We start from the raw sequence: 25,422 nt of genomic DNA on the forward strand, positions 1-25,422 counted from the left end.
ATTAATAGTAGCTATTTATCATATATAAATTGACTAACAAAGGAAAAAACTGTAAGTAGTAATTAAATTAACTTTAAATAATATAAAGCTGACTAATAGTAACTTCATTGCAGCTTTATATTATTTAAAGTTAACTGTATTATTAGACATACTTTCTACTATTGCTAAGGATTGAAGTTCTACACCACATTCCTCTATCATTTTTCTTCCACCTTGAAATGACTTTTCAATTACAATTCCCATACCAGAGACTTCTGCCCCAGATTGTCTTACTATATTAATCAAACCCAGTGCTGCACTTCCGCTAGCAAGAAAATCATCAATAATAAGAACTTTATCATCACTATTTATGTATTTCTTTGAAATCCTTATTTTATAAGTTTTTTCTTTAGTAAAAGAATATACTTCTGCTTCATAGGTATCTTTATCAAGATTTGTTGCATTATGTTTCTTTGCGAATATAACAGGAATATTATTAAAATGCTGTGCTGCTATACAAGCTATACCTATACCTGATGCTTCCACTGTAAGTATTTTAGTTATTTCTTTATCTCTAAATCTATTTCTAAACTCTTTTCCCATTTCATTAAAAAGTGGTATATCCATTTGATGATTTAAAAAACTGTCCACCTTCAAAATTCTGTCTTCAATTACAACTCCATCTTGTAATATTCTCTTCTTTAAAAGTTCCATTTAATCTAATCCCTTCTTTAATATAATATAAAAAATCTATAAGTTTAACACAGTTACCTAATAATTTTGTTTATTTCAACACTTCAAATTGCATATTGTAAAGTCCTGCATATATGCCGTTTTTCGCAATTAATTCCTTATGATTTCCCTTTTCCTGTATTCCCTCATCTGTAAGAACTATTATTTCATCTGCATTTCTTATGGTACTTAATCTGTGTGCAATGACAATAGTTGTCCTATCTTTTGAAAGTTCCTCTAAAGACTTTTGAATAAACTTTTCACTCTCATTATCAAGAGCTGAAGTAGCCTCATCTAATATTAGCATTGGAGGATTCTTAAGAAATACTCTAGCTATAGATAATCTTTGCTTTTGACCACCAGAAAGTTTAACGCCTCTTTCTCCCACAAAAGTATTATAGCCATATTCTAGAGTCAAAATAAAATCATGTATATTTGCTTTCTTAGCAGCTTCTATTATTTCTTCCTCTGAAGCATCCTGTTTACCATAAGCTATATTTTCTTTTATAGTTCCACCAAACATGTATACATCCTGCTGCACTAATCCTATAGAATTTCTCAATGAACTTAATTTTATATCCTTTATATCAATTCCATCTACAGTTATCCTACCCTTAGTTGCTTCATAAAATCTTGGTATAAGATTACAAAATGTAGTTTTACCTCCTCCAGAAGGACCTACCAGGGCAATATTTTTACCAGCTGTTATATCTAAATTTATATCATCTAAAATAATAGTTTTAGCATCATATCCAAAAGAAACATGTTCAAATTTAATATTACCTTTTGGATTATCAATTTCCACTGCATCCTCTTTATCTATAATAGTTGGCTTTGTATTAATGATTTGTAAAAACCTATCAAAGCCTGTAATTCCCCTTTGAAATTGTTCAGTGAAATTTACTAATTTATCAATAGGATTTAAAAATATATTTATGTATAAGATGTAAACTACGAGATCTGATATACTTAATAGAGATTTACTTATAAATATTCCACCTGCAAGTATAGCTGCAAGATATAATATTCCTTGAAAAAAACCATTCCCACTATAGTATTTACCCATTATAAAATAGCTTTCTTCTTTAGTCTTTAAAAACTCTTTATTACCTTTTTTGAATTTCTTTGCTTCAACTTTCTCATTGGCAAAAGACTTTACAACTCTTATGCCTGAAAGACTATCCTGTACAACAGAATTTACATCCGCAATTGTCTCTCTGTTTCTCATGAATACATCTTTCATTCTATTGTTATAGAAAATAGAAAAATAAACCATTAATAATGTAATAAATAAAAGAATAAGCGTTATTGGAACATTAACATTTAAAAGTATAATAAAAGATCCTGTTATCTTTAAAATAGAAATAAATAAATCCTCTGGTCCATGGTGAGCTAATTCAGATATATCAAAAAGATCTGTTATTATTCTAGACATAAGTGTCCCAGTGTTATTATTATCGTAATATGAAAATGGTAATTTTTGAAAGTGATCAAAAAGATCCCTCCTCATATTTGCTTCCATCTTAGCTCCCATAATGTGTCCCCAAGATGTTATAAAATACTGACAAAAATATCTTATAATATACATTATTAATAAAGCTAAACCTATTATTAAGACATATCTTAGTATCTTATTTGCGTCTTTTAAAACATATACATTATTTAATAAAAATCTTACTATAATAGGGAAAACAAGATCTATTGCAGACAAAATCAATGCACAAAACATATCTGCAAAAAATAACCTTTTATAAGGTTTATAGTATTGAAAGAACTTATTCAAACTCTTCATTTTTATCCTCCTTGACTAATTTGTATATAAATATCTCCTATTTAATAATTACAACAACTATTTCTGCCATAGAAATTCTTTTTGGAGATTAATTCTATTATTAAATATTTGCATATATTATGAAATGCTTTAATAAAGCCATAGTAAATAAGTTAACATTTTATAAAAAAATAATCAACAGAATTTAAATTATTTTTTATAAGTCTAAATTTACAGCTTGGATATATTTCCTTTGTACCCTCCAATTTCCTTGAATATCATTATCTAAATTACACAATATACTATTGTAACACAAACAATTAATCAAAAGGAGATGGAACACATGTCAAATAGAAGTAATAGAGTTTTGGTACCCGAAGCAAAGGAAGCTTTAAACAAATTTAAATTGGAAGCAGCTCACGAAGTTGGAACTCCTTTATCAGAAGGATACAATGGAGATCTTACTTCAAGACAAAATGGTTCTGTTGGTGGTCAAATGGTTAAAAAGATGGTTCAGGATTATGAAAACAAATTAAGTGGCAAATAATCTTATAATCTTTTTAACAAACTTTAGACACGTAGATTAATCTACGTGTCTATTATTTTTAATAGATTCAAATACTTAAAAAAGCTATAAATATTTTAATTTATAAATACTTCTTAACTGTATTTAAACAACTCATATATAAGTATTTTATTAACCTTTTTGTTAGATTTTCATAAAATAAAAAATATACATTTGTAGAATTTATGATTTGTAATATACTATAAATATAGAGGGGGTGTAAAATATGAATTTAAGACATTTAATTAGTCCTTTAGGAATATTAACTGGTATAAGTTTCATATTTGCTTTACTTAATTTTTATAAAATTTATTAATAAAAATTATATTAACAAATTATGTAAAGATAAAAAACAGTTTACTACCTATTATAGAAAAATAATGAAAGTTATAGTTAAAAATCACAAGTTAGCTGGTATTATCACATTTATCTTTCTAGTATTACATTTTTCTATTTCCTACATATCAAACAGAATTAAAATAACTGGACTAATAGCAGCAACAATTATGCTCATAATAGTAATTTTAGGTATATACGCTAAATTAAATAAGAAAGTAAAAGGTACTTGGCTTACTGTGCATAGAACTTTAGCTTTTATTTTAATAGTAGCAATAATATTTCACATTCTATAAATATAAGCAAAAGGGTCTGTATATCTCTCGAAAACAATTTTTGAGATATACAGACCTTTATTTCAAGTTAAAAATACATACTATGCTTGTTCTAGAGCCTGATTTAAATCATAAATTAAATCATCTACACCTTCAACACCAATTGAAAGTCTTATAAGATCTGGAGTAACTCCAGCAGCTTTTTGCTCTTCTGCATTAAGTTCTGCATGTGTTGTACTTGAAGGGTGAATTACAAGTGATTTTGCATCTGCTACATTTGCAAGTAAAGAGAATAATTTAACGCTATTTATAAATTTCTTTCCAGCTTCAAGTCCGCCTTTTATACCAAAAGTGAATATTGAACCTGCACCTTTTGGCAAGTATTTTTCAGCTAGGCCCTTGTATGGACTATCTGGTAATTCAGGATAATTTACCCATGAAACTTTTGGATGTTTGCTTAAGAAATCTACTATCTTTCTTGTATTTGATACATGTCTTTCTACTCTCAATGATAGTGATTCTAATCCTTGAAGGAACAAGAATGCACTTTGAGGAGCAAGGGTTGCACCAGTATTTCTTAAAAGTTGTACTCTAGCCTTTAAAGCAAAAGCAGGAGCTCCTAAATCTGCGTATACAAGTCCATTATAGCTCTTATCTGGTGTTGTGAAATCTGGAAATTTGCCACTTGCTTTCCAATCAAATTTACCACCATCAACTATAATTCCACCAATTGTAGTTCCGTGTCCACCAATAAATTTAGTTGCAGAGTGTACAACTACGTCAGCTCCAAATTCTATTGGTCTTACAAGGTATGGAGTCCCAAATGTATTATCTATGATTAATGGTATTTTATTTTCATGTGCGATATTCGCTACTGCTTCTATATCCAATACATTAATTCTTGGATTTCCTATTGTTTCAGCATAAACTGCTTTTGTTTTAGGAGTAATAGCTTTTCTTATATTTTCAGTATCATCTGGATCAACAAATACTACTTTTATGCCAAGCTTCTTTAAAGTTACTGAAAATAGTTCATAAGTCCCACCATATAATGTACTTACTGATACTATTTCATCGCCTGAATTAGCTACATTAAGTATAGCATATGTTATTGCTGCAAGACCTGATGCTGTTGCAAGACCAGCAACTCCACCTTCAAGTTCTGCTACTCTTTTTTCAAAAACATCAGTAGTTGGATTCATTATTCTTCCATAAACATTACCTGATTCTTTTAACTGAAACAGATTTGCTGCATTATCTGCATCTTTAAATACAAATGATGTTGTTTGATAAATGGGAACTGCTCTTGACCTTGTTGTTGGATCTACTTCTTGACCTGCATGTACTTGTAATGTTTCAAAACTATACTTTCTCTCTTCACTCATTTTTAATTACTCCTTTTATATTATATTTTATATATTTTTCATAAACGCAATTCTTAAATTCAACCTTAATTTTTATTATGTATGAATCCTACAAATCACTGTCAATGAAAATATATAATTATTTTTATTATAAGATTTTATCTAAATCATAAGGTGTTTCTTGATATACATAGTAGTTTAACCAATTGGAAAACAAAAGGTTAGAATGTCCTCTCCATTTAACTATTGGAGTCTTTTTAGGATCATCTTCCGGAAAATAATTTTTCGGTATTTGAATTTTTTCATTATTAGAAACATCTCTGTCATATTCAGCCTTTAAGGTCAAAGGATCATATTCTGAATGCCCCATAACAAAAATCTGACGACCATGCTTTGCTGCTACTATATATATACCTGCATCTTCGGATTCAGATAAAATTTTTAAAGATTTAATTTTTTCAATGTCTTTTCTTCTTACTTCCGTATGTCTAGAATGTGGAGCGAAGAATTCATCATCAAATCCTTTTAATAGATTCACATTTTTTTCAGTTATTTTATGTGAAAAAACTCCAAACATTTTTTCAGCAAGAGGATATTTTCTTATGTTGTAATGATAATATAGCCCTGCTTGTGCTCCCCAACATATATGAAACGTTGAGTAGACATTGCTTAGACTCCACTCCATAATTTCAACTAATTCATTCCAATAATCTACCTCTTTAAAATCAATCTGCTCTACAGGAGCCCCTGTAATTATCATACCATCAAACTTTTTATACTTTATATCATCAAAGGTTTCATAATATTTAAACAGATATTCTTCTGAAGTATTTTTTGAAAAATGGGTTTTAGGATATATCAAAGTTACATCCACTTGTAAAGGTGAATTACTTAGAAGTCTCAATATTTGAGTCTCAGTTGTAATTTTAATTGGCATTAAATTTAGTATTACTATACTAAGTGGTCTTATATCCTGCTTATTAGCACGATTTTCATCCATTGCAAATATATTTTCATCATTTAAAACTTTGGCAGCTGGAAGATTATCTGGTATATTTATAGGCAACTACTCACCCCCCCATAAAAATGAATACTACAATTTAATCATATTCTCGTTTTCACATTTGTTTAATAGGTTATTATAGAGAATATATTGCAAAATTACAATACAAACCATAACATTATAAATTTATTAGATTAATAGCATAATCCTATAAAAAATTTATAATTTCCTATGAATTAAAAAAGTTGTTTTTCTATAAGAAAAACAACTTAGCTAGCTAAAATAGTTTTTCTTATCTTTCAGAAACAATCTGCTGGAATTAACACCATGCATTAAAATAAAAAATGCTGGTTGTCGGGTTTCAACGGGCCAGTCCCTCTACCTCTCTCGATAAGATTTTATTTGATTTACTTTATAATAAATCAAAATATATATTTTGTCAATAATCATTTTAAATATAAAAATAATTTTTTAATTTATTCCTTTACTTCCAGATATCTTTAGTTAATTCTTTAATTTCAGCTTTTCTCTTTAAGGTTTCTGCTAGATCTATAGAAATTATTTTCCCTTTTATTTGAAGTACATCTCCTTCTTTTAATTCTTTAGGCAACTTTGACATTTTGATATTTACCATAGTTCTATCATTCTTTTCACATACAGCATACTTACCTTCAAATCTATCTACAACAACTTTCATTATATCCCCTCTATTATTTTACTAATTTTATACAATTAATTTTACAAATAATTGTATCACACTTCTAATCTATCATATTATAACCTTTTCCATTACTATAATAGAGTTAAGCACAAAAAATAATTGAATTTTCAGTGTTTAACTCTATTTTTTTGTAATTCAATAAGAAATTCTTAATTGAAAACTATTTTAATATAATATTTTTTCTAAGTAACTGTTGTACTCTATCTTCCTAAATATCCCCCATCTATAGGAATAACCGTACCATTTAGATAATCAGAAGCCTTAGAAGCTAAAAATATAGTTATTCCCTTTATATCTTCAGAAGTTCCCCATCTTCCCTGTGGTATTCTTGAAAGGATCTCATGATTTCTACCTTCATCATTTATTAGCTTTGTATTCATAGTAGTATCCATATATCCTGGTGCAATGGCATTTATGTTAATTCCTCTACCAGCCCATTCATTTGAAAATGCCTTAGTAAGCTGAGCTACTCCACCTTTGCTTGCAGCATAAGCTGGTACAGTATACCCACCAAAGAAGCTTAGCATAGATGCAATATTTATAATCTTCCCACTACCTTTTTCAAGCATTTTTATGCCAGCAAGCTTACACAATTGAAAAGTAGCTGTAAGATTTACGTTAATAACATCATCCCAATCCTCCATTGTAAATTCTTCACATTTATTTCTTCTTTGTATACCAGCACTATTTACCATTATATCTAAATTACCACCTAATTTATCTAAGCAGTAATTAAATAATTCTTCTAATCCATATCTATCGCCTATATCTCCTTTTACTGCATGGACTTTATATCCTAATTTTTTTAACTGTTCAGAAGTTCTATAGCATCTATCCGAAACACCTACAATAACCACCTCTGCTCCAGCCTCTAATAGTCCTTCAGCCATTCCCTTTCCAAGGCCACTGCTGCCTCCTGTAACGATAGCTTTTTTACCTTTTAAATCAAAATAATTCATATGTAGCTCATCTCCTAAATATAAGGCACATTCAAATAAATAACTAGTCAGTATGCTAGCCTATTTATTTTCATATGCCTAATTCTTTATTTATCATAAATTTTATCACTAAAAATGAGAAAGAAGAATCTTTATCTATTCCTCTTTCCCATTTTTAATAGTTTGAAATTAATCATTGCAAACTACTATTTATATATAACAAGTAATTAAAATACTATATAGATTTAACTATTACATATTCTTTATTTTTCCCCAAACATCTTCATCTACTGGTATTCCCTGTTCCAAGTTTCTCTCTCTAGTATTTAATGTTCTTTCTCCAGGATAGAATATTTCATTATTCTCATCAACTCTCTCAGAAGCTTTTACATCATTTAATACTTCATTTACTGCTGATTTCAAGAATTCATTTCCTGCTATCTTTTCAGCATCAATAGCTATGAATATCTGTGACAATTGATACTCTGATGAACCATCTATCTTTCCTATTTTAGTAACAGAATTACCTCCTGATAATACTGTAGCTATAAGGTCTAACAATATTGATAACCCTGATCCTTTCCAATAACCTATAGGTAGAACTCTACCAGTTTTCTCAATTTCTCCTGGATCTGTAGTTATATTTCCCTTTGAATCATAGCCTCCAGGTATTGGTAATTGCTCATTGTTTAATTTAGTTACTTCAATTTTACCATAGGAAAATTGAGCCATTGCCAAATCTACTACTACATGGTGTCCGCCTTCTCTTGGCACAGATAATATAAGTGGATTATTACCTATTCTACTATCTTTTGCACCCCAAGCCGGCATATTTGTAAAGGTATTAGTCCAGCAAATACCGATACATCCTGCATCTGCTGCCTGCCAACCATAACTGCCGCCTCTCATCCAATGATTAGTATTTTTTAATGCAATACAACCTATTGTATTTGTTTTTGCTAGTTCTATAGTTCTATCCATACAAAATTTAGCATTTAAATTTCCCATACCTATATTTCCATCCCATTTTTCAAATGCTCCCATTCCTTCCACTTTAGTTGGAACAGCATTTACATCTATAAGTCCTTTATCTATATATTCTATTACCCTTGGAAATCTAACATATCCATGAGAATAAACCCCATCACAGCTAGTCTCGGTAAATAATTGTGCTGATGTCTCTGCTCTTTCTTCACTAAATCCTTTTTTTATCAATATTCTTTTAAATTCACTTTTCATTTCTTCAAAAGAAACTCTCATAACGGTATCTCCCCTTTATATAAATAAATATTTTTTATATTATTAAATTAATGCTCTATTTATCTTTACATTAATTTTTCTAACTTTACATGGTTTATTATAAGAACACCAAGGTCTATGAACATCCTCTGGGAAAAATACAGCAAAACTACCTGGATTCATTATCAAATCGGTTTCATTTTCCACATCGGTAAAAAATATAGAATCTTTTTCTTCTAATAGTTCTTCAGTTACAATATTATTTCCAGTATCTCTAGCATAACCTATTATTTCATTACCCCCTACTGAAAATTGGATTTCCACATATTTTCTGTGTACTTCAGCTTTTGCATCACATTTTTCTTTTGTTGTTTTGTCTACCACCTGCGCAAATATGTCATCTCCCATGATACTATATACTCCAGCTTTCATATTAGCAAAATCGTTATCTTTTAAATAGTTAATCGCTTTCATTATGGGTTTTGGACAAATCTTTTCAATATCCACAATATTATCTATATTTCCAAATATCATTATTGCACCTCACAAAATTAAATTTCAAATCATAAAATTGAATTAGACTTATTGTAAATATCAAAAACTATAATAAGCAAATATATGAAAGGGCTTTCAATAAGAATTAACTTTATTATAATATATTTAAAACAACATTTCAATGTCTAATTAATTTTAGTAACATTTCTCTCTTATTTCTTCACACTAATTTCAATAATAATTTTACTTATATTTTTAAATTTGATGTGCTTAAGATTTAACAACAACATTTGATTTTATCGCATCTGTTGGTACCGTCTGATGAGCACAGTCATTTTTCTCCTTTGGTAGGGTAAGCGTAATTAAAATAGCAAATACTAAAGACAATACTAAACTGTATATACTCATATTATAGCTAAATGTTTGCATAAGTAGTCCAACTAGAAAAGGTCCTATGAATCCACCAAGATTACCCAATGCATTTATGATTCCAGTGGCACCACCGGCTACATCTGCACTAAATACTGCTGGTGGAATTGTCATAAATACAGCTGAAGCTGCCTGTAAAAATAATCCACAACCAATTAGCATTGCAAAAGATACCCATATTGATTGTTGAAGTCCTACTGATAAATATAGGCATATTGCGAATCCAATAAGAGGTAATATAACATATTTTTTTCTCTTCATAGTTTTATCTGAAAGAGCTGGGATGACAAGTAAACCAACTATAGTTGCTATATATGGAAAAATAGATAAAATTCCTACCTGGCCCATTCCTGTCTTAGTTAAATTTTTAAGAATTGTTGGAAGCCATAACGTATATCCATATACACCTGTCTGATAAAAGAAGAATATAAGTATTAATTTCCATAAAGTACTGTTAAATAATATTTCCTTTAAGGATACTTTTTTTCGTTGAGTTGTATCTAAGCACTTCTGTTCTGCTTCCAATCTTTCAACAAGATAATCTCTCTCTTCTTTACTAATCCACTTAGCAGTTTCTGGTCTATCACTGATTAATGGTAACCAAACTAAAATTAATGCTAATGATATTATTCCTTCTATTATGAATACATAGTGCCAAGTAAATTTAGTTAATATAAGTCCTGAAAGTGGTCCGGTTATAATTGAAGCTATAGGATTATTCATTATAACAAAAGCAGTTGCTCTGCCACGTTCTTCACTTGGAAACCAATGACGAACTATTGTAAGTACTGCTGGCATAACGCCACCTTCTGCAACCCCTAGTAAAAATCTAAGAATAAGCAATTGAGTTGTGGTTCTTGCAAGTCCAGACATAATGGCAAGAATACCCCAAACTACTATAGTACCCGCTATGAACTTTTTAGCACTTCCATGCTCTGCGATTTGGCCTCCTGGAACTTGAAGAAATAAATAACCCACAAAGAATATGCCTGCTGCTATTCCCGAAATACTAGCAGTCATCCCAAGTTCTTTACTCATACCTCCTGCCATGGCAAAACCTATATTAGTACGATCCATAAAAGCTACTATATATACTAAAAGAATTGGTGGAATTATGTGTATCCAACGTTTATTTGGAATTTTTACTGCTGAACTTATATTTTCACTCATATTTATACACTCCTATTTTATATTATTTTGAGCATTGATTTTGAAAGCGTTTACCTTTTGTTAAAAAATAAACATTTTACAGTAATATACCTATGAAATATGACGTAAATATTTAGATTATATTGAACTAACTGTGCTTATTTAGATATGCGTAATTCTTAAATATGACTTTAACTCTTTTTATGACTAGCTACTTTCTTTAAATTAAACTATTGAACTTATATATTAACTTTTTAAAGAACATTTTTAACTAAAATAGCTCTTTTAGAATGATTACTATTAAAAGCTTCTATTCCAAATGGAATAGAGCTTTTATCTTTTCATATTTTTGATTTGTGTTTTTCATATGACTTAAATTATACACCTGAATAAGCTGAAAATCCTCCATCTACTGGAACGACTACCCCATTTACAAAACCAGATGCTTTATTATCTATAAGCCAAAATAATGTTCCAAGTAATTCTTCACACTCACCAAATCTATCCATTGGCGTTGCACTTAATATTTTTTTAGATCTTTCAGTATAGCTTCCATCTTCATTTAAAAGCATAGCTCTATTTTGATTAGTTACAAGAAAACCTGGTGCTATTGCATTTACTCTTATTCCTACCTTTGAGAAATGTACTGCAAGCCACTGAGTAAAGTTAGAAACCGCAGCTTTTGCACCACTATATGCTGGAATTTTTGTAAGTGGAGTAAATGCGTTCATAGAAGATATGTTAACTATAGCTGCATCCTTTTTATCTATCATATCCTTTGCAAATACTTGAGTTGGAAGTAATGTACCTAAAAAATTTAAATTAAAAACAAATTCTATTCCCTTTTGGTCTAAATCAAAGAAAGTTATTTCGCCCTCTTTTTTATTTTCTATATCCTCTTTAAACAAATATTCTTTTGTGGTAGTTCCCTTTGGATTATTTCCACCTGCACCATTTAATAAAACATCACAGCTTCCCAATTTTTCATTTATTATACTCTTAGCCTTTTTAAGACTTTCAATATCAAGCACATCAGTTACAACACTTATTGCAACTCCTCCATTAGAATTTATTTCTTCTGCAACAGCACTTGCCCTCTCTTCATTTCTATCCAATACTGCTATTTTTCCACCACACTGACCTAGTGCTTTAGCAAATGTACCACATATAACTCCACCAGCACCAGTAACTACTACAACTTTATTTTTTAAATCTATTTGAAATGGTAATTTCATAATTAATCCCCCTATATATTTTTTATATTTTTCATGATTACTGTATCCATATACATTCCTATAACTGTCATATAGCATACATAATTATTAGTTTCTAATATTCACTGTAAATAAAAACATATCTGAATCTTTTAATTCTATTTAGATTGCTTTTCTAAAGTTTCCCATATACCATTTAGGTATACCGCTCCTAAAGCTCTATCATAAAGTCCATATCCTGGTCTTCCAGTCTCTCCCCAAATCATTCTTCCATGGTCTGGTCTCATTGGTCCATCAAATCCTACATCATGATAAGCTTTCATAATTTCAACCATATCCAAAGAGCCATCCGCACTTCTATGAGCTGATTCTTCAAAACTCTTATTCCCAGTAATCTTAACATTTCTTGTATGTGCAAAATGTATTCTACCTTTACTCCCAAAATAACGAATCATATCTGGTATATCATTATCTGGATTAGGTCCTAGTGAACCTGAGCACAGAGTTATTCCATTACTTGGACTATCAACTAAGTGTATAAGTCTGTCAAGGTTTTTCTTACCTGTTATTATTCTTGGAAGTCCAAATATTGACCAAGGTGGATCATCTGGATGTATTGCCATCTTAATACCTACCTCTTCTGCTACAGGAATAATTTTTTTAAGGAAATACCCCAAGTTATTCCAAAGATCTTCTTCAGTAATCTCCTTATACTTATTTAATAAATCCTTAAGTCCTTCTTTTGTATAACTTGAATCCCATCCTGGAAGGGATAATTCTCCTGTTGAAGGATCCATCTTTTCTACAGTTTCCTGCCTGTATATTAGAGCTGTTGATCCATCTTCTAATTCATAATCTAAATCAGATCTAGTCCAGTCAAATACCGGCATAAAATTATAACAAACTACTTTTATCCCCACTTTAGATAAATTCCTTAAAGTTTCACAATAGTTTGATATAAGTTTATCTCTAGTAGGTAGTCCTCTCTTTATGTCTTCATGAACTGGCACACTCTCTATGGTATCTAAACTTAAGCCCTGACCTTCTATTTTCTTTTTTAAAGCTGTTATTTTTTCTATAGGCCATACTTCACCTACTGGCACATCATAAATTGCGGATACTATTCCTGTTACCCCTGGTATTTGCTTTATCTGTTCTAAAGTTACCTTGTCATCATCGCCATACCATCTAAACGTCATCTGCATAATTTCTTCTCCTCTCTTCTCTTAAAATTAATTTTTAAATATTTATATTGAATTTAACAATTCTATTTACAAAACTGCATTGATTTTTAGATATTTTTCTGGATGTTCTGATAAATCTCTTACTGCTTCTGGTATTCCATCTAGATTAACAACCTTACTAATTATTGGTTTTACGTCTATAATTCCATCTGATATTAGTTTTAATGCTTCTGGAAACTCACCAGCACTAGTTCTTGAACCCCTAATATCAATTTCTTTTTTAGTAAATAATCCTGTTGGAAGAATTGTGTCTTCTTTAGGCCATCCTGTAAGTGCTATTCTTCCAGCATAAGAAACAAAATCAATGGTATTTCTTATTGCTACATTAGCTCCTGAAGCTTCAATTACAGCCTCTGCCATTCTACCATTTGTAATCTGTTTTATGGCTTCTTCTGCATTTTGTTCTTTTGAGTTAACGGTATATTTTATACCTAATTTATTTGCAAATTCTAGTCTTTCCCCTACAATATCTACAAGTATTGGAGTTGCTTCATATGCTATAGCAACTAAAGCAGCTAAAAGGCCTATAGGACCTGCCCCAATTATAGCTACATGTTCTCCTTTTTTCACCTCAGTTCTATGGATAGCATGAAGTGCTATTGTTAATGGTTCTGCTACAGGTACTTGTTCCCAAGGAATATTATTTGGAACTTTATTTAGTAATTTAATGGGATGAGAAAATAATTCTGTCATACCCCCATCAATATGAACTCCCAAAACCTTTAAATCTTCACAGCAATTTGTTCTATTTAAGCTACATGGATAACATTTTCCACAGTAAACATAAGGATCAATAATAACTCTATCATTAGGTTTTATTCCATCATTATTCTCTTCTATATCTATTACTTCACCAGCTATTTCATGTCCTATAATTCTTGGATAACTTACTAAAGGATTAGTACCACGATATGCTCCTATGTCAGAACCGCATATGCCTATAGATTTTACTTTTATTAAGGCTTCACCAGTTTTTCTATTTGGATTTTTAACCTCTTTAACTCCTATTTTTCCTGGAGCTTCTAGATAAATAGCTTTCATTATAATTCCACCTCTTTATTCAACTCTTCTCACTATGAAAAACATATTTAAATAAATTCTTTAAAACCTTTTTCTACTCTATACTCTCTTAATATTTCATCTGCTACTTTACTTGGTCTTGCAGCACTTTCTAAATTTCCAGGACAGGTTCCTTTTCCTATTAACTCGTTTACAACACTCTGAATAAAAGGTTGCTGAACGTGTTTAGGATTATCATACTGATATTCAACCAACTCTCCTTCAGTCTTTACATATATAGGCTTTTCACTGAAAAACTCAAAGTATATTTTCCCTTTATCTCCCACAATTTCAATATTGTCATAGTTTTCAAAAGCTGTAAAACACCATATTCCTGTACCATGTATGCCATTTTTAAATTTCCAATTAGCTGTAACTATATCTTCAACTTCATACAAACCACCTTGATTTGATGCCTTTCCTTGAACCTCATCAAAAGATCCAAACATAAAATCTAAGATATCAATTGTATGGACTCCCATATCAAGGAATTTACCTCCACCCGCAATTTTAGGTATTAATCTCCATGGAAGATTATCTCTGTTATAGTCTTCTTTAGCAGCTTTTTGGTATAAAGCTACATTTACAAACCTTACATCTCCAATAATTTTACTATCAACAATTTCTTTAATCTTCTTGAAACGTTCCATAGCTCTTCTATAATAGGCTACAAAAGCAAGAGTATTAGTTTTCTTACATTCCTCTATTACTTCTAAACATTCTTTATAAGTCTGCGCCATAGGTTTTTCAATATAGACTGCCTTTCTCGCCTTAGCACATTTTATAGCATATTCTTTATGAAAAACTGGAGGAGTTGCAATATATATAGCATCTATACTTGGATCACTTATCAATTTATCAACATTTTCATATATTTTCGGTACGTTGTGACGTTTAGCATAATCTTTAGCTCTTTCAATTCTTAAGCTAGTTACAGCCTGCAATATTGAATTTTCAGCTTTATAAAATCCAGGACCACTCTTAACTTCTGTCACATCACCGCAACCAATCATTCCCCAATGTATAGTTTTCATTATTAGTTCCCCTTCTAAAGCAATTCAGTATTTACCTTTACAATTACTTTTCTTATGTTTGATGGTTTTCCTACTGAACAGGCCGGTCTATGGACATCATTTGGGAAAAGTACAGCAAAATTTCCTGGTTTCATTATTAAATCTATTTCATTCTCAGCATTTTCATAAAACTTGATATCCTTTTCATTAAGTAGGTCTTCTGAAACCTTATTATTACCAGTATCTCTAGCAAAACCTATTTTTTCCTTACCCTCTACAGAAAATTGTACGTCAATGTATTTTTTATGGACTTCAGGTTTTGCATCACTTTTTTCTTTTGTTGTGGCATCTATTACCTGTGCATATATATCTTTTCCGTCAATCTCATAAACTCCTGCCTTCATATTAAGGAAGTCATTATTTTTTAAATAATTAATCGTTTTCAAAATCGGTTCAGGAAGACTTTTTTCCATATCACCAAGATTACTTACATCACCAAATATCATATTTATACCCCCAAAACTTTTATTAAATAAAAATTTATACCCCCTATAAAAACATTAAACATTTCATTTGTGAAAGGGCTTTCATTTCAATGTCTTAATTATATTACACATGAAAAAATATTTCAACACTTATTTTAAAATATTTTATATAAGCTATCTTTTTTCTTTCTTTACTAAAACTTATATTATTACTCTAGATAATAAATATCAGTGTAATTAATTGTAATTATACCAGTATTAATGGGCATTTAAAGATATTCTTACTTAAATTTGACATTATCTCTATTAATAAATATAATTAGTTTAACTCAATTGTGAACAATATTAAAATTTATAAATTTTAATAACCATAAACTAATTTTAATAAATATTTTAATTGATTATTTTTACCAATATTAGTAATCAATCAAGATAATATATAATAAATTTATAAGCGCTTTCAAAACTTTCTAGATTTTACGGGGGGACTTAATTATGAATATATATGATATTGCTAAAGAAGCTGGTGTTTCAATAACTACCGTATCAAGAGTTCTCAATAATAAAGATAATATTAGTAAAAAAACTAAAGAAAAGGTTGAATATATATTAAAGAAATATAATTACACTCCAAACGCTATAGCACGAGGATTAGTTTCAAAATCTATGAAGTCTATAGGTGTAGTAACCACTGATATTACAGATATACACCATGCTAATACAGCATATATAATTGAACGTGAATTTAATAAATTAGGCTATAATGTTATCCTTTGTAATACAGGAGGTGAAACTACAGAAAGCATAAATTACATTAAAATGTTATCAGAAAGAAATATAGATGGCATTATTTTAATGGGATCAGTATTTAATAATGATGACATAAAATCTTCAATCTCTTCCTATGTTAACAACATTCCCCTAGTACTTATAAATGGTTTCTTGAATATAGAGAATACCTATTCAGTATTAGTAGATGATGCTTATGGTATTAGCCTTTGTGTAGACCATTTATTTGCAAAAGGTCACTCAGAAATTGTATATGTAAAAGATTTAGATACTTATAGTGCCAATCAAAAAAAGGAAGGCTTTATAAGTGGAATGAATAAACATGGACTAACCATAGATAATAACTCTATAATAACAGTAAAAAAAGGGTTAGATGGTGGATATGAAGCAGTAGACAAATTTATAAAATTAAATAAAAAGTTTTCAGCTATAATATTTGGTGAAGATATTACTGCAATTGGTGGACTAAAAAAGCTGAGGGAATTAGGGCTTAACGTACCAAAAGATGTTGCTGTTACAGGCTTTAACAACTCTACTTTTGCTAAATGCTGTTATCCTGAATTAACCTCTGTTGATAATAAAGTAGAAACTACTAGTTCTTTAAGTGTTAAACTTCTAACGGATCTTATAGAAAATAAAAATGTAACCTCAAATATATTAGTACGACCAGATTTAGTTGTTAGGGAGAGTAGTTAAAAGTCACTAAATATACATACAATAACTGTACACAACTAAAAATATAGGATGAGGACACCAAATTAGCTTTAAAGCCCCCATTCTATATATATGTAAAACTATATCTATGAATCTATTTAGACTTTAGGCATATTCAAATAAATAACTAGTCAGTATGCTAGTCTATTTTGAATCCTACTACGTCAACAGAGCCCTCAGATAGCTCACTATCCTGGTCACCCATTTCCTTGTAGACTCCAAAATATCCGTCACATCTTTGACTTACTATTTATTTTCATATGCCTTATACAAAAATATGGTTTAGAACTAAAAATAATTTTTATTTTTAGTTCTAAACCATATTTTAAAGTTCTCTGTTCTCCATCCAGGTTAAACCTATTTTACCACACCTTTTATAATTCCTAAGTTTATAGTTATGAACTTGAAAATCTATATCTATATTATATCCGCTATCCTCAAGATATTTTAATATCTGAATACAATCTTGAATTACGTATAATGTTTGAGAAGATACTAGTTGTTTATCTTCTACAAATTCTAACTTTGTCAATTCATCAAGCTTACTACAGTGTGTATATACATTTTTTATTAAGTCCTTTATATCCGCTTTTCTATAATCTACCTTAGAGTTTCTCACTAATATAGGAATCTCCACTATTTAACCACTCCTTATAAATAAATGTTATTTAATAAAATTTTTATTCTATTTTAATTGTATAGCTATTAAACAAAAGGCTGCTGTTATATATTATTTTATTTACACAGCAGCTAAACCAAAAATAAGTTGTCCACTTATTTTACATTATTTACAAGTTATTTTTTTCTATACATAAAATTTGAAATTATATAATAAAAAATAAGCACTGACAAAATGTCAGTGCTAGATATACGTATACATGTCTATTTAGTGAGTTTTCATAAAATGCTCAAATCTCTTTCTTAATTAACTTTTGCTTTTATCATTAATTACTATTTCTCCATCTTTAATATCTATTATTGCAGTGCCTCCATTAGATAAACTTCCAAAAAGAACTTCATCTACAAAATAAGGCTTAATTTTTTGCTGTACTACTCTGAGTATCTCCCTTGCTCCATAAATTGAAGAATATCCTTTTTCCGCAATCCATTTATAACAATTATCTGTAACCTTTAATTTTATATTTTTTGCCAAGAGTTTTTCTTCAAATTCTCTTATAGCTTTCTTTGCTATAAGAAGAGACATAGACTCATCCATATTATTAAAGAGAACAACATCATCCAGCCTATTTCTAAATTCTGGTGAAAATACTCTTTCAACTTCTTTTTTAATTTCTTCGCCTTCAAGTTTTCTTTCACCAAATCCAATTATAGATTTTCCAACCTTTGAAGCTCCTGCATTAGATGTCATTATTAGAATAACATTTCTAAAATCTGCTTTTTTACCTGTATTATCTGTAAGTGTAGCATAATCCATTAACTGTAGTAAAACATTTAAAACATCTGGATGAACCTTTTCTATCTCATCTAGAAGAAGTACACAATAAGGAGTTTTTCTTATCGCATCAGTTAAAAGTCCGCCTTCCTCATAACCTACATATCCTGGAGGAGACCCTATAAGCTTAGCTACAGAATGCTTTTCCTGATATTCACTCATATCAAACCTTATAAGTGGAATTCCTAGAGATTCTGCTAATTTTTTTGAAATCTCAGTTTTTCCAACTCCAGTAGGTCCCACAAAAAGTAGATTAGCAACAGTTCTATCATCATCGTTAAAACCTGCTCTAGAACGTTTTATAGCTCTAACTACAGTTTCTATGGCTTTATCCTGAGAATATATTTCTTTCTTTATAGTACTTTCAAGATTTCTTAACTTATCAACTTCATTAGTTGAAACATTTTGTTCTGGAATCTTTGCTATGGAAGAAACAATTTTTTGAACATCCTCTTCATTAATTATACTAATATCCTTTTCATTAGTTTTGTGTATCTTAACATAAGCTCCTACCTCATCAATAACATCAATGGCCTTGTCTGGCAGGAATCTATCATTTATATATTTTGCAGATAATTCCGCTGCAGCCCTTAATGCATCATCAGTATATTTAACCTCATGAAATTTTTCATAATTTTCGCGAAGCCCAAGTAAAATGGCATAGGTATCTTCCACTGAAGGCTCTAATATTTCTATTTTTTGGAACCTTCTAGATAATGCTCTATCCTTTTCAAAAAGTTTCTTGTATTCATCGTAAGTAGTTGCCCCTATAAATTTTATTCTTCCATCTAGTAAAAATGGTTTAAGAATATTTGAGGCATCCATAGATCCACCCGAAACTGCTCCAGCTCCAACTATATTATGAATTTCATCAATGTAAACAATAGTATTTTTTTTATTCCTAAGCTTATTTAATATCTTTTTAATTCTTTCTTCAAAATCTCCTCTATACCTAGTTCCCGCAAGTATACTCCCCATATCTAGATAGTAGACACTACTTCCCCTAAGCACTTTAGGAACTTTGTTTTTAACAATTAAATTTGCTAATCCTTCCATTATCGCCGTTTTTCCAACTCCAGGTTCACCCACATGAACAGGATTATTTTTAAACCTTCTTGCTAATACTTGAATAGTCTTTTCTAAAATATCTTCTCTTCCTATAAGAGGGTCAATCTTGCCACTTCTTGCCTTTTCAGTTAGATCAACAGTGAATTTACTTATAAAGCTTTCTCTCTTTTCAATTTCACTAACTTGATCATCCTCATATCTTTCGCTACTTATTTCACTGCGTTCTTCATTATCTTTATCTTCTAAATTAGATATACCATGAGTAATATACTTTAAAATATCAAGTCTTTCTATACCTTGTTTTCTTAAAAAGTATCCTCCAAAGGATTCTTCCTCCTCATACATTGCTACAATTATATCACCTAACTTAATATTATCCTTTCCTGCCGCTAATATATGCTGTGCTGCGTTATTTAAAACGCTCTGCATAGCTTCTGTTTGAACAGGTTCACTATTTTCCACAATAGATATATTGTCTTTAAAGTAAGCCTTTAGGTCACCTTTTAGTACCTCTACATCTCCACCACAATTTTCTATTAGTCTTTTTCCTTCATTAAAAAACAGTGAGGCATAAAGAATATGCTCGGGTGTAAGATATTCATGATTTTTATCTTTAGCTTCGCTATATGCTGCAGTAATAATTTCATTTAATAAATTATCTATTTTCATACACTATTCCTCTTCCATACTTAATTTAAAGGGAAACCCACCTTTTTCTGCCATATTCATAGCCTGATTCATCTTAGTTCTTGCTATATCATATGTATATATACCAGCAATGCCAATACCTTTCTTATGCACATCATACATAATCTTCGTTGCTTCAATAGCACTTTTATTAAATATTCCCGTGAGTATCTGAATAACAAACTCCATAGTCGTATAATCATCATTATGCATAATTACCTTATACATCTTGGGCTTTCTTATACTTATCTTATGTTCTTCCTTTATAATAGTTTTTTCTGACACTATATCACTTCCTAACAATACAGTTAATTCAGTTGTATTATATTTATATGTCAATAATATCATAAACTTTAAATAATATTTATAGTTTTATATATAATATTTCTAAAATAAATAAAAAAGCCCTATAAAGAGCTTTTTTATTTTAATCATATTATCTCTGAACACTAAGTATTTGACCTGTATTGTCACCATTTTAACTTATAAGATTTATCTTATAGCTTTAACTTTCACAATATTTTGATATAGTGATAAAAGAGGGACTCCAAAACCATAGGTTTTAATTTCATATCTTCTATTAATTCTAAGTCCTCCATATATATCAGCAGAATCGAATTTAAATTCTAATAGGCTATCCGTATTTTCAAATACTTTTGTATTTCCATCTTGCATCTCTGTATAAATCAAGTACTTATTGCTATTGCTCTCTCTTTTTATTTGCTTATTTGCAATAGTTACTATATAAGTGCTTCTAAAAAAAGTGTGGAAAATATGAAAATAAACCAAATATTATAACAACAGCAATTAACACTACTCCAAACCTAAACTTTAGTTTTTTATTAAGTTTAAATCTATAGGCATTACTTTTAAATCTATGAAAATTATTTTTTCTCATAAAATCCCCTCAATTTTAATAATACATTCTACTTTATTCTTATTATTTTTTTTCAAAGATTATTATATAGAAATAAATGTTTTCAAATTAATACTTTATTTAAAGTAAAAAATACCAGTGTTTAAGCTATGCTTAAAATCAATATTTTCCCTTTAAACTAGAAGAGCACTCTAATAAGAATGCTCTCCTGGTTCTTTTTACAATAAATTATCTACTTCTAATTAATAATTCATTGTATTTGTTTAGTAACTTGTCTAAATTCTGACTTAAATCTACTAACTCTGGATCAGTTAATTCTACTTTTTCATTCATTAACTGATACATTAAACTTCTAAGATCTTCAATTTTTTCTGCTATTTTTTCTATTTGTAACATAATATCCCTCCTTCCATTACCATATAGTAACAAAATTCAGGAATATTTGCATAAATTTATGTAAATATTAATTTACTTTTTTAGGCATAAAAAATACACACTAGCATTTTTACTAATGTGTAAAGATTTTTAATAATCATATATATTTTTTTAATATTTTCAATTGTAATTTAATACATAATCAAATAAAATTTCAATGACCACTTCACATTCATACAGCTATTTTTATATATAATATGAAATATATAAAATAAATGGATTATGTTTGTAATTATTCACCCAAGATGTGATTTTTTGAACTATATGAAGTATGTAGTATTTGTTCAGCTAATGGGCTTAATGGTTTCTCAAAAAATCCCTCATATACTTTTATGATATCAGGATTTTCATGGGCAAGCCTCTGTGTAACATTTTGATCTTTATTATAAAGTCCTGCAATTCTCTTTTTGCGAACCTTATCTGCCATAGGTATTTTAACTTTAGGTTGTCCACCACCACCAATGCAACCTCCTCGACAAGTCATTACTTCAACAAAATCGTATTTTTTTTCTCCACTTTTTACTTTTTCAATGAGCTTTCTTGCATTAGCTGTTCCATGTACAATGGCAATATTAACAGTATAATTACCCATTGTAACCTGTGCTTCTCTAATGCCATCCATATCCCCTACAACCTCTAAGTTGTATAAATCCTTAGGTGGATTTTCTCCAGTTACATAATAATATGCTGTTCTAATAGCGGATTCCATAACTCCACCTGTAATCCCGAAGATTATACCACCACCTGAACCTCTAGATAATAATGAATCATATTTTGAACCTTGAATAGCTTGAAAATCTATATTACTTTCCTTAATCCAATTTGCCAACTCTCTTACAGTAATAACATAATCCATATCACGCATAGTCTCATCATTATAATATTTACCAGAATCATTTTTTTCAGCACGGGTAATTTCATATTTTTTTGCAGTGCATGGTGTTAAAGCAACATTCACAATTTTTTTAGGATCTATACCTGCTTGCTTAGCAAAATAAGTTTTTATGGTTGGACCCTGCATAAGTATAGGGCTTTTGGATGATGATAAATTATTAATGAGTTCAGGATAATATATTTCAACGAATTCCACCCAGGCTGGACAGCAGCTTGTAAATTGTGGCAAAGGATTTTTACCACTTGTAATTCTCTTAACTAATTCTGAAGCTTCTTCAGTTATAGTCAAGTCTGCTCCAAAGGTAGTGTCAAAAACATAATCTGCTCCAAGACTTTTTAATACAGCAACCATTTTATCTTCCACATAAGTTCCCGGTTCCATACCAAAAGCTTCTCCAAGTGATACACGTACGGAAGGAGAAGTCTGAAATACAACAATTTTGTCTGGATCATTAATTGCATCTTTTACTTCTTTAACGTTAGAAACCTCTGTAATTGAATAAACAGGACAAATATTAGCACACTGACCACAATAGATACATATAGCTTTATCTCCCGTCTTTTCTAAATCATAGTGTCCATATACAGAAATTTCTTCAGTACAGACTTTTTTACATAATTTGCATTTAATACAAAGTTCCTCATGTCTCATAATTGATGGATTATCTTTTTCAATAGGAACTCTAATATCTGTAAATTGATGTTTATCACTCATTTATACATCCTCCTTAGACATTTTATCGAATATTTTTATTACATTATAATTTTTACATATTTTTTCATTGATTACAAGTATACTCCATTAATTTTTATTTTTAACTAATAATATTTATTTTTCCTTTTAAACTATAGATATTTTATATAATTCTTTATTCTCTCAGTTACATATACCTATACAAATATATTATTTAGCAGAGAAATGAAAAAGTACAAATGTTATTAGTCATAATTATATTTAGATGACTAATAATATTTGTACTTTTTATAATTAAAGGAAAATTTATTCCAAACTATGTATTTTTACTCCTTTATTAATGTTTCCAATATAAAAACATAACTTTTTTCTCTATCATAATCCCAAAGCCAACAATCAATTGCATCAAGTTCTAATTTTTTATTTATTATACGATCCCATATATCTTCTGCTGCCTGGGCCGCCCCCGATACCGGGCATTTCATCGCTATTCTAATTACACCCTCAATATCGCTTTTTAATAATGCACCTTCAATTTCCTCATAGAACTTCTCTGTACCCTTTTTTGATGATAATTCCATTAAATCAAATCCTATAAATAATAAATCAATTGAATGATTTATTATGGATTGGTTGAAATCTTTTTCTGCTTCTTTTTTACAAATTCTAAATATTTTAATTAAATCCTCAATATCACTTTTATCATAAAAATTTTGTGCATAAAGCAATATTATATTTATAGCTACTAATATTTGACTATGAACTCCTAAACAAACACTAATATTATATTTGCCTAAATCCTGGTTCATATCATCACTTTTTATAATTCCATTTTTTAAATTCTCTAAGTATGCTTTTAGTTCCTTTATGCTATGTCTATTTTCAACTAATTCAAAAAAGTCTTTATATATTTTATCTGTATTATTCATAAAATCAACTTTTTTAATTATAATATTACTTTCGTTAGTAACCTGCTGCATTTTCAAAGCATCTTTCATACAATCTTCATTTATGTCCAGCAATATGACCTTTTCAAAATTATCACTTAAATAATTTAGATCAATGTCATAACATTTTCCCGCTCCCCATATGGCGATGGTTTTATCTTTACCTAACCTTAGCTCCTTGACACTTTTATCAATCATATCTCTTATGATTTTCCTGTGCTCATACCAATTTTCAAATTTTGAATCATCTTTGTCATATATACTTTTTATTAAATCATTAAATTCCAAAATAATCACCTCCTTTTTGTATAATATTCTGCAAAATAGGACAATACCCTTTATATTTCATTCTATTAATTCTCTTCATTATCAAAATCTTTTATCTTGTCCTGATTAATTAGAATTTCATATCTATATCTTGTATTAATTTTACCAGCCTCTTTATAAGAAACAACAAAAACAGAAACCGTATTTGTCTTTCCTAAGTTATTTTTAAATATATCCATTGATTGTTTTGAAATAGATTTATTGATACTTTTTAATATAGACTCCTTTTCCTCATTTGTATAATTATTTTTTATAGTTACATATTCATCAGTAATATCTACATTATCGGATAAAGTTTCCGATTTATCTATAGGTTCCGTTTGAAAAATATATTCCATTTTATCATTGTCATTAGTTCCTTTAGCTAAGTAATATCCATCTGTAGAATGCAATGTATAAGTTCCTATATAGGACTCACTTATAATCTTTTCCCTATATACTATAAATAAGGTAACCATCGCTATTATTACTACCATTACTGATAAACCTAGAATAATTTTAATTTTTCTTTTTTTCATTTCCACAC

Annotated in this window: 26 protein-coding genes and 1 riboswitch; of the genes, 3 read left to right on the plus strand and 23 right to left on the minus strand. The window is 29.3% G+C overall.

The genetic code is table 11. The annotated features are described in order from the left end of the window. Positions 1-120: 120 nt before the first annotated feature. Both RH99_RS04170 and RH99_RS04175 read right to left on the minus strand, forming a co-directional pair. Positions 121-693: a xanthine phosphoribosyltransferase gene (locus RH99_RS04170; protein WP_010234387.1), complete on the minus strand. Its 573-nt coding sequence runs from the start codon at positions 691-693 to the stop codon at positions 121-123. Positions 694-763: 70 nt separating this feature from the next. Further along, positions 764-2,503 carry an ABC transporter ATP-binding protein gene (locus RH99_RS04175; protein WP_010234390.1) on the minus strand — a complete coding sequence of 580 codons (1,740 nt, stop codon included), beginning with the start codon at positions 2,501-2,503 and terminating at the stop codon, positions 764-766. A gap of 322 nt (positions 2,504-2,825) precedes the next feature. On the opposite strand from RH99_RS04175, the gene RH99_RS04180 reads away from it, so the two are divergent. Continuing rightward, complete coding sequence (locus tag RH99_RS04180; protein WP_010234393.1) at positions 2,826-3,029, plus strand: alpha/beta-type small acid-soluble spore protein; 204 nt, start codon at positions 2,826-2,828, stop codon at positions 3,027-3,029. A gap of 398 nt (positions 3,030-3,427) precedes the next feature. Then, on the plus strand, positions 3,428-3,679 hold the full coding sequence (locus tag RH99_RS19615; protein ID WP_243441447.1) for a hypothetical protein: 252 nt from the start codon (positions 3,428-3,430) through the stop codon (positions 3,677-3,679). An 80-nt stretch (positions 3,680-3,759) separates the two neighbouring features. Here the strand turns inward: RH99_RS19615 and RH99_RS04190 are convergent, their stop codons facing one another. From RH99_RS04190 to RH99_RS04245, 12 genes are all read right to left on the minus strand, one after another. Beyond that, positions 3,760-5,043 (minus strand): O-acetylhomoserine aminocarboxypropyltransferase/cysteine synthase family protein, encoded by a 1,284-nt coding sequence (locus RH99_RS04190; protein WP_010234397.1) that lies wholly within the window; start codon positions 5,041-5,043, stop codon positions 3,760-3,762. 127 nt (positions 5,044-5,170) lie between these two features. Beyond that, positions 5,171-6,088 carry a homoserine O-acetyltransferase MetA gene (metA, locus tag RH99_RS04195; protein WP_010234399.1) on the minus strand — a complete coding sequence of 306 codons (918 nt, stop codon included), beginning with the start codon at positions 6,086-6,088 and terminating at the stop codon, positions 5,171-5,173. Positions 6,089-6,314: 226 nt separating this feature from the next. Then, a riboswitch (SAM riboswitch) is annotated at positions 6,315-6,422 on the minus strand. 87 nt (positions 6,423-6,509) lie between these two features. Continuing rightward, the gene (locus tag RH99_RS04200) at positions 6,510-6,722 is read right to left on the minus strand and encodes a DUF3006 domain-containing protein (RefSeq protein ID WP_010234401.1); all 213 of its coding nucleotides are present in this window, start codon (positions 6,720-6,722) and stop codon (positions 6,510-6,512) included. A 224-nt stretch (positions 6,723-6,946) separates the two neighbouring features. Beyond that, a complete protein-coding gene (locus tag RH99_RS04205) occupies positions 6,947-7,705 on the minus strand; it encodes an SDR family NAD(P)-dependent oxidoreductase (RefSeq protein WP_010234402.1) in 759 nt (252 codons plus the stop codon). 231 nt (positions 7,706-7,936) lie between these two features. Beyond that, the gene (gene yiaK, locus RH99_RS04210) at positions 7,937-8,944 is read right to left on the minus strand and encodes a 3-dehydro-L-gulonate 2-dehydrogenase (protein ID WP_010234405.1); all 1,008 of its coding nucleotides are present in this window, start codon (positions 8,942-8,944) and stop codon (positions 7,937-7,939) included. 42 nt (positions 8,945-8,986) lie between these two features. Continuing rightward, complete coding sequence (locus RH99_RS04215) at positions 8,987-9,457, minus strand: NanQ anomerase/TabA/YiaL family protein (protein WP_010234407.1); 471 nt, start codon at positions 9,455-9,457, stop codon at positions 8,987-8,989. 231 nt (positions 9,458-9,688) lie between these two features. Next, positions 9,689-11,017, minus strand: a complete 1,329-nt coding sequence (locus RH99_RS04220) for an MFS transporter (RefSeq protein ID WP_010234409.1) — start codon at positions 11,015-11,017, stop codon at positions 9,689-9,691. Positions 11,018-11,373: 356 nt separating this feature from the next. Then, on the minus strand, positions 11,374-12,231 hold the full coding sequence (locus RH99_RS04225; RefSeq protein WP_010234412.1) for an SDR family oxidoreductase: 858 nt from the start codon (positions 12,229-12,231) through the stop codon (positions 11,374-11,376). 137 nt (positions 12,232-12,368) lie between these two features. Continuing rightward, positions 12,369-13,415, minus strand: a complete 1,047-nt coding sequence (uxuA, locus tag RH99_RS04230) for a mannonate dehydratase (protein ID WP_010234415.1) — start codon at positions 13,413-13,415, stop codon at positions 12,369-12,371. Positions 13,416-13,481: 66 nt separating this feature from the next. Then, the gene (locus RH99_RS04235; protein ID WP_010234418.1) at positions 13,482-14,495 is read right to left on the minus strand and encodes a zinc-binding alcohol dehydrogenase family protein; all 1,014 of its coding nucleotides are present in this window, start codon (positions 14,493-14,495) and stop codon (positions 13,482-13,484) included. Between the two features lie 47 nt (positions 14,496-14,542). Next, positions 14,543-15,547, minus strand: coding sequence for a Gfo/Idh/MocA family protein (locus RH99_RS04240; protein ID WP_010234421.1), 1,005 nt, complete (start codon positions 15,545-15,547; stop codon positions 14,543-14,545). A gap of 14 nt (positions 15,548-15,561) precedes the next feature. After that, positions 15,562-16,032 carry a NanQ anomerase/TabA/YiaL family protein gene (locus tag RH99_RS04245; protein ID WP_010234424.1) on the minus strand — a complete coding sequence of 157 codons (471 nt, stop codon included), beginning with the start codon at positions 16,030-16,032 and terminating at the stop codon, positions 15,562-15,564. Positions 16,033-16,506: 474 nt separating this feature from the next. On the opposite strand from RH99_RS04245, the gene RH99_RS04250 reads away from it, so the two are divergent. Beyond that, entirely contained in the window at positions 16,507-17,496 is a 990-nt protein-coding gene (locus RH99_RS04250) for a LacI family DNA-binding transcriptional regulator (RefSeq protein ID WP_010234426.1), read from the plus strand. A gap of 343 nt (positions 17,497-17,839) precedes the next feature. On the opposite strand, the gene RH99_RS04255 is transcribed toward RH99_RS04250, so the two are convergent. The 9 genes from RH99_RS04255 to RH99_RS04290 form a co-directional block, all read right to left on the minus strand. Next, positions 17,840-18,151, minus strand: a complete 312-nt coding sequence (locus RH99_RS04255) for a hypothetical protein (RefSeq protein WP_010234428.1) — start codon at positions 18,149-18,151, stop codon at positions 17,840-17,842. 288 nt (positions 18,152-18,439) lie between these two features. After that, a complete protein-coding gene (gene clpA / locus RH99_RS04260) occupies positions 18,440-20,704 on the minus strand; it encodes an ATP-dependent Clp protease ATP-binding subunit ClpA (RefSeq protein ID WP_010234430.1) in 2,265 nt (754 codons plus the stop codon). A gap of 3 nt (positions 20,705-20,707) precedes the next feature. After that, the gene (locus RH99_RS04265) at positions 20,708-21,007 is read right to left on the minus strand and encodes an ATP-dependent Clp protease adaptor ClpS (protein ID WP_010234432.1); all 300 of its coding nucleotides are present in this window, start codon (positions 21,005-21,007) and stop codon (positions 20,708-20,710) included. 207 nt (positions 21,008-21,214) lie between these two features. After that, positions 21,215-21,511 carry a DUF1523 family protein gene (locus tag RH99_RS19620; protein WP_306301449.1) on the minus strand — a complete coding sequence of 99 codons (297 nt, stop codon included), beginning with the start codon at positions 21,509-21,511 and terminating at the stop codon, positions 21,215-21,217. Next, on the minus strand, positions 21,477-21,620 hold the full coding sequence (locus RH99_RS19625) for a hypothetical protein (protein ID WP_010234436.1): 144 nt from the start codon (positions 21,618-21,620) through the stop codon (positions 21,477-21,479). The genes RH99_RS19620 and RH99_RS19625 overlap by 35 nt, the downstream gene beginning before the upstream one ends. 207 nt (positions 21,621-21,827) lie before the next feature. Beyond that, positions 21,828-21,995 (minus strand): aspartyl-phosphate phosphatase Spo0E family protein, encoded by a 168-nt coding sequence (locus tag RH99_RS04275; RefSeq protein ID WP_010234439.1) that lies wholly within the window; start codon positions 21,993-21,995, stop codon positions 21,828-21,830. 271 nt (positions 21,996-22,266) lie between these two features. Beyond that, positions 22,267-23,643: a [FeFe] hydrogenase, group A gene (locus tag RH99_RS04280; RefSeq protein WP_010234442.1), complete on the minus strand. Its 1,377-nt coding sequence runs from the start codon at positions 23,641-23,643 to the stop codon at positions 22,267-22,269. A gap of 305 nt (positions 23,644-23,948) precedes the next feature. Next, complete coding sequence (locus RH99_RS04285; RefSeq protein ID WP_010234444.1) at positions 23,949-24,857, minus strand: hypothetical protein; 909 nt, start codon at positions 24,855-24,857, stop codon at positions 23,949-23,951. A gap of 65 nt (positions 24,858-24,922) precedes the next feature. After that, positions 24,923-25,414, minus strand: coding sequence for a hypothetical protein (locus RH99_RS04290; RefSeq protein ID WP_010234448.1), 492 nt, complete (start codon positions 25,412-25,414; stop codon positions 24,923-24,925). Positions 25,415-25,422: the final 8 nt, after the last annotated feature.

This window comes from Clostridium arbusti SL206 (assembly GCF_000246895.1).
GTDB lineage: Bacteria > Bacillota > Clostridia > Clostridiales > Clostridiaceae > Clostridium_I > Clostridium_I arbusti.